Origin of the sequence: Okeania sp. SIO2F4 (assembly GCF_010672385.1) — a bacterium.
Classification (GTDB): Bacteria; Cyanobacteriota; Cyanobacteriia; order Cyanobacteriales; family Microcoleaceae; genus Trichodesmium.
The window spans coordinates 1-13,221 of sequence record NZ_JAAHGT010000174.1; the positions used below are offsets into that span (position 1 = coordinate 1).

General features: G+C 35.8%; 6 protein-coding genes and 1 pseudogene. 6 read left to right on the forward strand and 1 reads right to left on the reverse strand.

Annotation, left to right across the window (positions count from 1 at the left end; translation table 11 throughout):
* The coding region (locus F6K22_RS13530; protein WP_293098314.1) for a response regulator at positions 1-1,166 on the forward strand (1,166 nt) is incomplete at its 5' end.
* 580 nt (positions 1,167-1,746) lie between these two features.
* Here F6K22_RS13530 and F6K22_RS13535 read toward each other — a convergent pair.
* Positions 1,747-1,959, reverse strand: a complete 213-nt coding sequence (locus F6K22_RS13535) for a hypothetical protein (protein ID WP_293098316.1) — start codon at positions 1,957-1,959, stop codon at positions 1,747-1,749.
* Between the two features lie 570 nt (positions 1,960-2,529).
* On the opposite strand from F6K22_RS13535, the gene F6K22_RS13540 reads away from it, so the two are divergent.
* The 5 genes and pseudogenes from F6K22_RS13540 to F6K22_RS42030 form a co-directional block, all read left to right on the forward strand.
* Positions 2,530-2,895 carry a response regulator transcription factor gene (locus tag F6K22_RS13540; RefSeq protein WP_124143464.1) on the forward strand — a complete coding sequence of 122 codons (366 nt, stop codon included), beginning with the start codon at positions 2,530-2,532 and terminating at the stop codon, positions 2,893-2,895.
* 12 nt (positions 2,896-2,907) lie between these two features.
* Positions 2,908-3,426 (forward strand): chemotaxis protein CheW, encoded by a 519-nt coding sequence (locus F6K22_RS13545; RefSeq protein ID WP_293098318.1) that lies wholly within the window; start codon positions 2,908-2,910, stop codon positions 3,424-3,426.
* A 203-nt stretch (positions 3,427-3,629) separates the two neighbouring features.
* Entirely contained in the window at positions 3,630-6,926 is a 3,297-nt protein-coding gene (locus tag F6K22_RS13550) for a methyl-accepting chemotaxis protein (RefSeq protein ID WP_293098321.1), read from the forward strand.
* A gap of 104 nt (positions 6,927-7,030) precedes the next feature.
* Complete coding sequence (locus tag F6K22_RS13555; RefSeq protein ID WP_293098323.1) at positions 7,031-11,440, forward strand: hybrid sensor histidine kinase/response regulator; 4,410 nt, start codon at positions 7,031-7,033, stop codon at positions 11,438-11,440.
* Positions 11,441-12,785: 1,345 nt separating this feature from the next.
* Positions 12,786-12,848 (forward strand): annotated as a pseudogene (locus tag F6K22_RS42030) (hypothetical protein); the annotation flags it as partial.
* Positions 12,849-13,221: the final 373 nt, after the last annotated feature.

Consider the following 13,221-nt stretch of genomic DNA (forward strand, 5'->3'; position numbering starts at 1 on the left):
GTCAGCGAACTGGTGAACTGTTTGTCAAGGCCTACAGCTCACCAGTTGGCAGTAATATTGCTCAACCCCGACAGCACTTTCCCGCAGAACCATCTTGGTTTGTATTTTTTCTGAATGGTCAGATTATCTACGCCACCCCAAGTGCAGGTAGTTTATCCCGTTTGAGAGACTACTTACGTCGCTACAAAGCAGATCGCCATCTTGACACCATTAAAGTTCCTTCTGTTGCCTCTGTCAATGCACCTGAGTATGGATATTTATGGGCTTTGCTGGAAAAGGGAATTCTCACACCAGCTCAGGGACGCAGCATTATCCATAATATGGTTCGTGAAACTCTATTTGATTTACTAAGTCTTCGTCGAGGAGCATTTATATTTGAACTTGGCCCAGCACTAACACCTCAGCTAACAACCTTAAAAGTCAGCTCATTATTGGCAAAAATTATCCAGCAGATACAAGAATGGAACCAATTTTCTCCTTATATTCATTCTGCTGAACAGTGTCCAGTAATTTCCGATCCAGTCCAGTTAAAAAAAGCATTAAGGCCAAACATATATAATATTTTAAGTCATTGGTCAGATGGTCAGACATCAATGCAGCAAATAGCTAGATATCTAAACAGAGATGTATTAACAGTAGCTAAGGCCATTTATCCTTTTGTGCAAAAAGGGATAGTGCAATTACTTGACCAATGTTCAAAAACAACTATGGTCAAAAAACCAAAGTCATTGCAACGAGAAACAAAAATTCCAAAAGTAGTATGTATTGATGATGATTTAATTGTTCGAGAAAAAGTTAAGTCAATTCTCAATCAAAATGGTTATGATGCCAGTAGTCTGAGCGATCCCCTCAAAGCATTAGGTGAAGTATTTCAAATTAAACCAGACTTGATTTTATGTGACATTGCTATGCCTGAACTAGATGGGTATGAGATTTGTGCAATGTTGCGTAACTCTACAGCATTTCGCCAGACACCTATTATTATGCTTACTGGGATAGAAGGATTTATCGATCGGGTTAAGGCCAGAATAGTTGGAGCCACACACTACTTGACTAAGCCTTTCGGAGAAAGTGAATTACTAATGTTGCTGGAAAAGTATATTGGGCCAGGATTAGTAATAAATTCTCAAGTTGAGAGAATATTATCAAAAAATCCAGAAAATTAAGATAGTGTTGATCGGAGCAGATATAATAACAGTTTTCATCCTAGATAAACGAGAGTGGGCAAAGCAACCCCAAAGCGTTTTCTGACTCCCAACTCCCACAGGATTTTGTGGTTACTAATTATGAAAAGGGCTTTCATTAATGGATAATGGATAATTGCGAACTTGATAATTACAAGAAGCTTAAAACCGTTCGGGAATTGAATATAAGGAATATTGTCTTTGTTTTCCCCTATCCAAGGGGAGGCTTCAAGGCGCGAATTATTTAATTATTAATTATTAATTTTTCGGTAATATCAATTTAATAAATTTTTGCTACAAATAGTTAGGCTGTTTTTGAGGAGGAGTCAGTCAGAATGAATAGCTGAAATACCATTTCTTACTGTTGCTCTTCTGTGTTTATTCAAAAGGAAATTTGATCGGGACTTACATAACGACACTAATTGTAGTAGTTATATCTGGAATAATGACCAAATAATCCACCATATATAGCGGTACTGCGTAAGTCCTGTTAATGTAAAGTTTTTCTAATTTCAACCCCACCCGATCAAACAGAAGCTTTATAAAATTCTTTTGTTAATTATTAATTATTGAATTTTGTCTCCAGTATTGATTGATAGACCATTGACCTTAACTCTTTCTCTGCTGCTTCAGGCTTGGTTTCATACCATTGTCGTTGGTGACTCAACTCCCAACGGAGGAGATAATTTAGACCACTATCAATACAGTAGAAAGTCACCTGCTTCAGGGTGAGGCTTGAATCCAAATTTTTCGGCCAATAAAAATATTTCAACATGTCAACAGACTTTATCTATACCCCTAAAATCAAAAAATAATAATACTAATCTTTGTTGCTATTGCTAAGGGGCTTTCAAACTGCCGAATGATTTTTGGTCAAGAGAAAATATAATATTATTTGAAAGACCATTGGCTACCAGCTAAATCTGGGCAAGTGGGCCATAAATCCTAAATGTTTAAAATTGGAGAAACTATAGACAAAGTTTCTGGGCAAATTATATTGAGGATACTGACTAAACTAATCACCATATTTGTCAAATTAAAGTAACAATTAAAAGTATATGAGAAATAAATGTGTGATTTTATACATAGCTATTATGTTTAAGTCTTAGCTAGTTAGGTTATGCCTACAGCTAAACACTGAGCTAGTAAGTATATAAAAGTACCTAAAAGGATTAATATTGCTATCATAAAAGAGAGTTACTAGCCAGTATATTTAATCAAACAAATATTTATCAGTTGATCTAAATTAATTGATATTGGCCAAAAACCAAACATAGGAAATTTTAATCAATACCTATATTTTAACTATCAATAAATTTAAACCCAAGCTATCAGGTATAAAAAAATGAGCAAAGTTCTAGTTGTAGAAGATAGCGTTACCCAAAGAGAAATGATATCACAACTTCTTAAAAATAGTGGATTAGCAGTTACTGTTGCTAATGATGGAGTAGAAGCTTTGGGGCGACTAAAAAATACTAAACCAGATATAGTGGTATTAGATATTGTGATGCCAAGAATGAATGGCTATGAAGTCTGTAGGAGGATCAAATCCGATCCTAAAACCAAGAATATTCCAGTAGTAATGTGTTCTTCAAAGGGAGAGGAATTTGACCGTTACTGGGGCTTAAAGCAAGGCGCAGATGCCTACATTGCTAAACCATTCCAGCCCACAGAACTGGTAGGAACAGTTAAACAATTGTTAAGACGGTAAGTTTAAGAATCTATGGTAGGCAATGAAGAGTTTTTACCAGGCCAAGGTGCAGGAATCCAAGAATTAGACAATCCTGAAGGTGAACAACATTTGCGATTTTATTTACCTTCGGGCAATGAATTTGCTTTACTAGCAACAGATATTCGAGAAGTGATTTATAAATCTCCAGAAGGTATTACAGCTATTCCCAATGTCTCGCCCTTACTTTTAGGCACAATAAATGTAAGGGGACGAGTGATTTGGGTAGCCGATCTAGCTCAATTCCTTGGAGACCCAATCCCAGTAAATACCGATCAACCTGAGATTAAAATAATTGCAGTAGAAGACCAAGACACTATATTAGGACTAGCAGTTGAACGGATTGTGGGAATGCAGTGGCTTGATGAAAAGAAGCTGAAAATGTCCACAGATGTTGCAGATGGTATGGCTCCCTTCTTACGAGGAGAGTGGATTTTTGATGATAAGGGAGAGCAGGTTCTCAGGTTACTGGATCAAGAAGCAATTATTCGCTCGGCTCGATGGGCAGCCTAAAAGGGACGTTTCGCTGTGCGACATGAAACGCATTTTTGTTATGCAACCTCCGTACAGTTGATAAGTCAACATAATTATTTGACTCAGTTGTTTAGATATAAAATTTCTGAGTAAGGCTGATTCCCAATTCCTAAAATTCCGTCAATGATAAAATTAAAAAACTAAAAATAAATAATATTATTATCTTGAGAGAGGGACAGCAAATGACATCATCCAGCACAGACTTTTTACAAGATTATCAAAAGGTAGAAGATGCCTATAGTCAGGGCAACTATGAAGAAGCAGCAGTTTTAGTTTATAACTTAATTCAGGATTATCCAGAAGACCCTAGTTCTCGTCTCCTATGTGGTCATATATATTGTTATGGACTTCATCAGTACGATGTAGCTAAAGAACAATATCAGTTAGTCTTAGACTTAAGTGATGATCCAGAGCTACTTAACTATGCTAAACAAGGTATAAGCGATAGCGAGCAATTTATTACAGATTATCCGGGTATCTTGGGTGAGTCTGAAGAAATGCTGGAAGATATTAACTTTGATGAGTATCAGAATGAAAAGTCTATAGAAGAACAGGTTTCTAGTGATTGGGAAGCGATCGCACACAAAAATAGTCTGGAATTAGATACAAAAGACCTAGAAAATATCACGGACCCAGAACTAATCCTCAATGAAAATAGTCTGGAATTAGATATAAAAGACCTAGAAAATATCACAGACCCAGAACTAATCCTCAATGAAAATAGTCTGGAATTAGATACAAAAGACCTAGAAAATATCACAGACCCAGAACTAATCCTCAATGAAAATAGTCTGGAATTAGATACAAAAGACCTAGAAAATATCACAGACCCAGAACTAATCCTCAATGAAAATAGGCTAGAATTAACAGCAGAAAACTCCGCAGGAAATTTTGATTTTGGGAAATTAGAGCTAGAAGATATAGATGATTTAGAATTAATAGATCAAGATAATAATCCTTTCACAACGAATGGTAGTTCCCATAACCATAAACATGAAGATTCAGGATATTTAGAAGATTTGCCAGAGTTGACGCAATTTGAAGATGATTTGACTACAGATGACCAAGAAATAACAAATCAGTTGCCAATAGAAAATGGTAAAATATCCCTAAATGGAACAAACCAAAAATCGCCAGATGGTGCAGTTTTAAATGGTAAAGATAGTGAAACTATAGAAGAAATATCTGATTTTAGTTTAACTGCAGACCTGGATGAAATCTGGAAAAAACAACAAGAAGAATTATTAAAAGAAGAAGAAATATCTGAAAATAAAACATTAGAATATGAAGATATAACAAATAATAAAACCACTCAAAATATAGACCAAGATTATCAAAGAGAAGAGTTAGACTTAGAATCACTAAATGAGGATTTTGAGAACGTAATAGATGAAATCCTAGAGAGTTCTGGGGAAATGATTACTGGTGGAGCAAATAATATAAAAGAAAATAGTAGACCTAATCTAGCCAAAGGGCAAGCAACAGAAAATGAAAATCTTAACCGTAATTTTTCTGATGTAGATGAAGCTACTTTGTTGATGGAAAATAACAATAGCTTCAAGTGGGAAGAAGCAGAAAATGAATTAGGTGAAATAGGAGATGAATTATATAATGAATGGGAGAAAAGAGCAGATGCAGGTAAAGGAGTAGTCGAAGAACTGGATAGTTTTGAGATGAATGAATTTGATGAAGCAGAATTCAGCCAAGCTTTCCATCTGGATGAAGAAGAAAATATAGATAAAAAAGCCAATGGTTTTCTGGAAGATGATGAATTTGGTAATTTTGAGGACTATGGTTCCCTGACTGATGGAATAGAAATGCCAACTGATATGACCACTCCTGAGATGGGGGGAGTAGCATCAAATTTAGAAACAATGGATACAGGAATGGTTGTCGGAGCCACAACAGGAGCGTTGTTTGATAGTAGAACCGATCCTAGTGCGATTGATAGTGAGGAAGCTATACCAATAGATCATCAACTCCCAACATTTAGCAAAATCAAAGGAGAAGAAGTAGACACAAATGTAATGGTTGAACAAGGTGGGTTAGCGTTTTGGGAAAATGCTTCCCTATTTACAAAACAACTATATACAGCGATAGGAACAGGGGTAGTATCTTTAATAGCAGTAGCTTTTGTTAGCAATATGGTCTCTTACAGAGCTTTGCAAGAGCAAAAAACAGAAGTAATTTCTGAGTTGCGTAGCACTGGTTGGATAATGACAGGGATAGCAGGAGTAAGTAGCTTTTTAACTGCTTATTTTCTTGGCAATATCACTACAAACCAAATAGAAAGAGCAAACAAAGATTTAAATACTCAATTCGATGTAATTTGTGATGGTAACTTAAAAGCTGTAGCAACAGTGTATTCAGAAGATGAATTTGGTAAGCTTGCTGCCAAATTTAATCATATGGCTAAAGTAATCCAAGCAACTTATACGGATGCTCAAAGAAAAGCAGAAGAAAATGAACAGGCAAAAGAAGATTTACAACGACAAGTAATTCGCTTACTAGATGATGTGGAAGGAGCTGCTCGTGGAGATTTGACTGTAAGTGCTGAAGTTACAGCAAATGTTTTAGGAGCAGTCGCAGATTCGTTTAATTTGATTATTCAAAATTTGCGGGAAATTGTTCATCAGGTTAAAGAAGCTGCTCAAAGAGTAAGTAGGGGTTCTATGGATAGTGCTACTTTTGCTCAAGGTTTATCTACAGATGCTTTGCGACAAGCAGAAGAGTTGGCGGCTACTCTGCAGTCTGTGCAAGTGATGACTGATGCTATTCAACGGGTGGCTGAAAACGCCCGCGAAACAGAAGATGTAGCCCGTTCAGCAGCAGCTTTAGCATTAAAAGGAGGGGAAACAGTAGACCGTACTGTAGCTGGTATTCTGCAAATCAGAGAAGGTGTGGCAGATGCAACTCGAAGAGTGAAACGTTTATCAGAATTTACCCAGGAAATTACTAAGATTGTGGCTTCAATTTCTGCTATTGCCTCTCGCACAAACTTGTTGGCATTGAATGCTAGTATTGAGGCAGCTAGAGCAGGAGAAGCGGGTAAAGGATTTGCAGTAGTGGCAGATGAAGTCCGACAGTTGGCAGATAGGTCAGCTAAAGAATCTAAGAATATAGAACATACAGTTATGCAAATCCAAACTGAGACAAATGGAGTAATGAAGGGAATGGAAGATGCAACTCAGCACGTTATTAATGGAACAGCTTTGGCAGAAGAGGCAAAGCAATCTCTAGAAGATATTGTTCAAGTTACAACAAGAATTGATGTATTAGTACGTTCTATTGCTGCAGATACAGTAGAACAAAATGAAGTAGCCCAATCAGTATCGAAAGTAATGCAGGCAGTAGAAATGACTGCTCAAGAAACTTCTCAAGAATCTCAACGAGTTTATAGTTCCCTCCAGAATTTAGTAGGTGTTGCTCGCGATTTGTTAACTTCAGTAGAGCGTTTCCGGGTAGATCCAGCAGAGTAATAAAGTAGAAATTGTTAGGAAATTATCAGCAGATTTTTTCATAGTTATGCCAACCATAATCAATAGTCAAAAAAAATTCTGTTGACTTTAGAACTATAAAAAATATGCAAACTGAACAAACACAAAAAATCATGGGCTATTTTATTGGGGAGGCAAAAGATCACCTCAATACGATAGAGCAAGGATTATTAAATTTACAAGTCACTATAGAAGATCCAGAACTGTTAAGTGAATTATTTAGAGCAGCTCATTCTGTTAAAGGTGGAGCCGCTATGTTAGGAATTAATAGTATACGATACATCGCTCATAGATTAGAAAATAGTTTTAAAATTTTGCAAGAAACTGTGGTTGTTAAAGTAGATGATAAATTAGAATCTTTATTTTTGAGGATTTTTGATATTTTACAAGATTTATTAGAACAACTTTCAAACTTCAGTTTAACAGAAAAAGAAGAAAAAATTACACTAGAAACAATAGAACCGATATTTAGGGATTTAGAAGAATACCTGGATGATATAGTAGGAGAAAGTCGAGGCATATTTTCAGGGAAAATTTCAGAAGTAAGTAGTGGAAAAGAAAGTTTTTTTAGGGTAGAAGTACCAGAAAAAATGCAAGAAATGTTAATTTTGTTTAAGCAACATGATGATGCAAATACAAGAAATAATTTGAGATATATAAGTGATTTTTTAGCAGACAAAGGCAAAGAATATAATGTATCATCAAATTGGAGGGAATTAATAGATGTAGTTAAAAAAGCGGTCAGTAATACGGAAAATACATACTATATCTTGGCTCATAATATAATTAAAAATTTGAAACAAGCTCAAGAATTGATTATCGACCATCGAGAGCAAGAAATAGTAATAGACGAAAATTTAAAATCCTTAGCAAAGGATGTTAAAAAAGAAAATAAAAATTATATGAAAATAGGTGAAATAGATATGTTAAATAAAACAAAAAATCAACTAAATAAAAATAATCTCAACCAGGAATTAGATCGAGAAAATAACACAATAATTAATAATGAAGAGTCTATAGATGACTGGTTTAATAGCTTAGACAGTACAGATGTAGATAATAGTAATTATAATTTAATAGGAGAAACAGAAAAAAGAGGTCCAGAAGTAGGAGCATCAGAACTAAATAGTTTAGCGGATTTATTTGAAGGAGAAACACCAGATTTAGATTCTAGTTGGGAAGAAGAAGAAATACTAGATAGAGGAAAATTAGAAGCAGATAAAATAAAAAGATCTAAAATTGATAGTGATGATTCTGGTGACTTATCTGACTTATTGTTTGATATTAATGAGGTGGCAAAATCACCAAATTTTTCTAACAAAAATGAATGGGATTTTGTGACTCCAGCAGATGAGGAATTCTCAGATTTATTTGATGAAATCGGAGAAAATGAACCACATAAAAATAGTAAGTCTAAAATACAAAATATTAATTTACAACAAAACAACAGTAATCAAAGAAAACCCACAGCAGATTTATCCGATATCTTTGGTGACTTAAATAATGGAGATTTATCAGAATTAGAGGATGTGAATGAGTCAGAAATTGACTGGCAGTTAGACATTGATTTAGAAGCAAATACTTCTGTTGGCAAAATCAACTCTACTCCCCAGAATCAAGTGGAAAAATCCCAGTTAGATGAATTAGACTTGAGTGATTTATTAGCAATTCAAGATGTAGAGCAAGAGATAAAAAGTGAGACAAAAGCAGAAAAATCTCAGCTCAAAACAAACACTACAAATGATTTAACTTCTACAGGATCGGACTTAGAAGCACTTTTTGAAGATTTAGAAGAAATACCAGTAGAATCAGAAGATTTGACATCTAGTCTGGAGGAATTATTCGATCGACAAGATGTAGACTCTTCAAGCTCACAAAATTTAATCAATGTGGAGCAGTTAGACTGGCAAGATTTTACACAAAACGATAATAATGATTTGAATAATTTATTAGACGATCAAAGTCTAGACTTTACTAACCTATCACCAGAAAATACAGTTGGAAGTAATGACAAGACTCAAGAAAATCAGGAAACTTCGGCAGATTTACAAGACCTATGGCCTACATTAGAAGAGCCAAAAGATAACAATGGATTTAATCAAGATACAGATGAAACATTAGATTTAGATAAGTTGCTAGATGTAGTAAGTGAAAAAACTTTTGTAGAGACACAACAAAGTAAACAATTAATAGTTAATAACCAAACAAAAATAGAAGATTATGAATTTATTGCTTTAGAAGCAATACTAAAAGCTGAAAAATCTGAAAATTACAATGTTTTTGTACAACTAGAAAAACTATTAAATGGTATAGAAATCAACTCGACATCTACAGCAAATACAGTAGTTGCAGACAAAAGTCCTACACAGGAAGTATCCGCAAGTATAACAAACAAGTCAGAAGAAGTAGAAGATACATTAGATGAGGAAGATAAATCCTCAGAAAATTCTGATATAGATACCTCTAAATCAAATAAATCAAAAGTAGTTTCTGCTGCTAATGCTCCTCGCCGAAAATCTCGCCCTCTAGAACAAACAATTAAAGTACCTGCAAAGCAACTAGATAATCTTAGTAACTTGGTAGGTGAACTGGTAGTTAATCGTAATAGTTTAGAACAAGGTCAGGAACGAATGCGTCAGTTCCTAGATAACCTACTCCATCAGGTAATGCTACTCAGTGATGCTGGACAAAGAATGCACGACTTATACGAAAAAACTCTTCTAGAAAGAGCAATTTGGGATAGTCGTCATGGACATCGTTCTAGCAATACCTCTCACATACCAGATACAGAAAATGAAAGCAACACTGGAAACAGAAAGTTTGATGACTCTCTCGATCTCGATCGGGTAGAAAACTTCACTCCTTTCCACTTATTAGCTCAGGAAACTATTGAATATATTGTCAGAGTACGAGAGTCTGCTTCTGATATAGAATTTTTGGTTGATGATGCAGAACAAGTAACTCGTCAACTACGACAGGTGACAACTCAACTGCAAGAAGGGTTCACAAGGTCGAGGATGATACCTTTTTCTCAAACAGTACAACTGTTACCTCGTGCTGTGCGAGATATTTCCATGGAGTGTGGTAAAGAGGTAGAACTACAGGTAGAAGGGAAAGAGACTTTGATTGACAAAATGATTCAGGATAAGCTTTCTGACCCGATGAAACATCTAATGAATAATGCTATAACTCATGGAGTTGAAACACCCCAAGAACGTCTAAGTGCAGGTAAGTCTGCAAAGGGTCGCATTACAATTCGTGCTTTTCACCAAGGGAATCAGACAGTAATTTCGGTTGCAGATGATGGAGCGGGAATTGATCCGGAAAAAGTGAAGAATAAAGCGGTCAAAAAAGGTGTGATTACTCAGAAACAAGCTCAAGAAATGTCTGAGCTGGATGTTTATGACTTACTATTTCATCCTGGTTTTAGTACCAAAGATCGAGCTGATAATTTTTCAGGTCGCGGAGTAGGGTTAGATGTGGTGAAGACTAATTTGACAGAGATTCGAGGTACTATTAATATTGATTCGACTATTGGCAAGGGTACAACATTTACAATTCGCTTACCACTGACTTTAAGTATCTCGAAAGCATTGTGTTGTATTAGCGATCGCTCCAGGATTGCTTTCCCTATGGATGGGGTAGAAGATATGGTGAAAGTTCCTCAGAATGAGGTGAAAACAGGAGAAGATGGGCAGAACTACATAGAATGGCGCGGTGCAAAGTTGCCTTTCCGTCACTTACGAGAGTTACTGGTATATAATCGTCATCTGCGCCGAGGTAATGTTTATGGTATAAATGCTGAAGAGGATATGATTTCAATTGTGGTTTTGCGTTCTGCTTCAGTAGGTATATTTTTGGCGGTGCAAGTCGATCAGGTTTTAGAACAACAGGAAATTGTAATTAAACAATTAGAAGGTCCTGTACCTAAACCTGTAGGTATTACAGGTGCAACTGTTTTAGGGGATGGTAAAATTGTGGCGATCGCAGATGTTATTGAGTTAATTAATCTAGCAACAGGAAGACAACGTCGAGATGAAGGGAATATTTGGTCGCCTAGTAGTCAAGATACTTTATCTTTACCTACAGATCGCAACAGTGAGTCAACTGTATTAATTGTGGATGACTCAATTACAGTGCGTGAGTTGTTATCAATGACATTTAGTAAAGCTGGTTATCGAGTTGAACAAGCAAGAGATGGTAAGGATGCTTGGGAAAAACTGCGTGCTGGTTTACCTTGTGATTTGGTGTTCTGTGATATTGAAATGCCTCGGATGGATGGTTTTGAGTTATTATCTCGGATGCAAAAAGATTCTAATTTGAAGATATTACCTGTGGCAATGTTGACATCTCGCGGTGCAAAAAAACACATGGAAATGGCTTTTGAGTTAGGCGCCAAGGGTTATTTCACTAAACCATATATAGAAGATAAGTTGTTAGAGGGTGCAGTTAGTATACTTGAAGGTAAAATTGTTGGAGATGTTGTTAATGCATAATTAGGAAGGCTGAATAACTAATTTGATCTAATACTAATTTGGTCAATATTTACTACAAATTCCTAGCGTTGCTGAATAAAAGTATGGTTTTACAGGACTCACGAGTAGAACTCAGGAGTCAGGAGGATCGAGTCAGGAGCTGGAAAGGAGCTTTTTCCGCACCAGTTAGAAGGGAAATAGGTCTGAAAATCACATTATAAATTTAGGAATTTCATACCGTGTTTCAGCCACGCCAAATTAACCATAATTCCTAACTGATAAATCTAGATTCCCTAGCCTCTTGGTCTCCAAACCATTACAGAGTGATACTAAATCCGGTTTTAGTAGGAGCTTTATAATAAAGTCAAAGTAACCTGAAAAAACTCTATGCCGAAAAAAGCGTATTTAGCTTCCTATTTGAGTAGTTATCAACTGAAAAAGAAGTATCTCAAAAGTCAAGCGTCTGTGGAATCAAGACGATGAAAATTACTATAGACATAGGCGTGAAAATCCAAAATAAAATCAATTCTTATCCATAAATGATCGATTATTTCTCCCTGTTCCCAGTTAAGTGTTAAGCGTTCCCTCTTTTCTGGAGATGTCTTCTGGAAAATATCTCTAGGGTGCAATATTTTTAACAATACGTTTCGCTGCGCGATATAAAACGTGCTAGTGTTGCGGAGCAAATCGCCGTAGGATTAAATTATATTATGTCCGCTTAATTAAAAAAGCAATCAGCAATCAGCCACTCAGCCACTCAGCAGTAAACGTTTATAAGGGGAATGTTACCCCTCCGCGCACTATCCTGCTTATAGAAGCAGGGGATTTAAATGATCGCTCAAAAAGCTGAAGGCCGCAGTTACGACCCAGGAGGCTAGCGTATGGGCTAAAAGCGAGCTAGCTAGTTAATGATAAAAAAATTTTTCTTCCCAAACCTTCTTTCTTCTTTCTTCCTCCTGACTCGGTCCTCGTGAGGACTCCCTAATTATTTATCACTGTTTATCCGGACATAATATTATACAGAACTACGCAAATAGATTAGGATTTTTATAAATGCTCAGACTCACTCAGAGATTACTTTTTACTTTTTACTTTTTACTTTTTACTTTTGAGTTGCGCGTAGAGCTATAGCTATGCCAGACGAATAGTAATTAGTTACAATACTGAAGGTGAAAAGGGAATCAAAAATCGAGCTGGTTTTAACAGAGGTAATAAAAGAGGAAAAAACCTATATTAAATGAACAACAACTACAAAAACTAGCCTTAAAGTTAAGAGAAAAATTTTCTAATGGTAGGTATTTGGAAAGGCTTAAAAGTAGCTCGTTGGATTGAAAAAGAAACAGGAGTAGACAGACTTTAGAATCAAAGGGGGTGGGATTATTTAAAAAAGCTCAGATATTCCTGGCAGAAACCCAGGCCCAAACATTAAAAAGGAGATGAAAAACAACAACTTGAATTCAAAGAAAACTTTCTTAGATTAAAGGATATTAGAAATATTTGGTGAATAATCGTAATCAGGCAATTTTTTTTATACTTAATTAAACAGACATGATATAACTTGACTTGACAAAAACCAACGTTATCAGAAATAATGGTTAATTGTGTGTCTAAATCCTGCTCGGACCAGGTTCAGACATAGTAAAAGCTGGTAAAGCAAGAAAGGCATTTGCCTATCTCAAGTAACGAACTTACCACTCAAGGTATGAGTTTTACCACCAGCTACCTGTACGGCAACCCCATGACACAATTTACTGGCTTACGCAATTATTGAAACAGGCGGAAAACAACTAAGAGTAGAACCA

Bases quoted from the DNA above. Each gene is read 5' to 3' on its own strand.
- F6K22_RS13555 (WP_293098323.1), top strand. From the start codon at position 7,031: ATGCAAACTGAACAAACACAAAAAATCATGGGCTATTTTATTGGGGAG.
- F6K22_RS13550 (WP_293098321.1), top strand. From the start codon at position 3,630: ATGACATCATCCAGCACAGACTTTTTACAAGATTATCAAAAGGTAGAA.
- F6K22_RS13545 (WP_293098318.1), top strand. From the start codon at position 2,908: ATGGTAGGCAATGAAGAGTTTTTACCAGGCCAAGGTGCAGGAATCCAA.
- F6K22_RS13540 (WP_124143464.1), top strand. From the start codon at position 2,530: ATGAGCAAAGTTCTAGTTGTAGAAGATAGCGTTACCCAAAGAGAAATG.
- F6K22_RS13535 (WP_293098316.1), bottom strand. From the start codon at position 1,959: ATGTTGAAATATTTTTATTGGCCGAAAAATTTGGATTCAAGCCTCACC.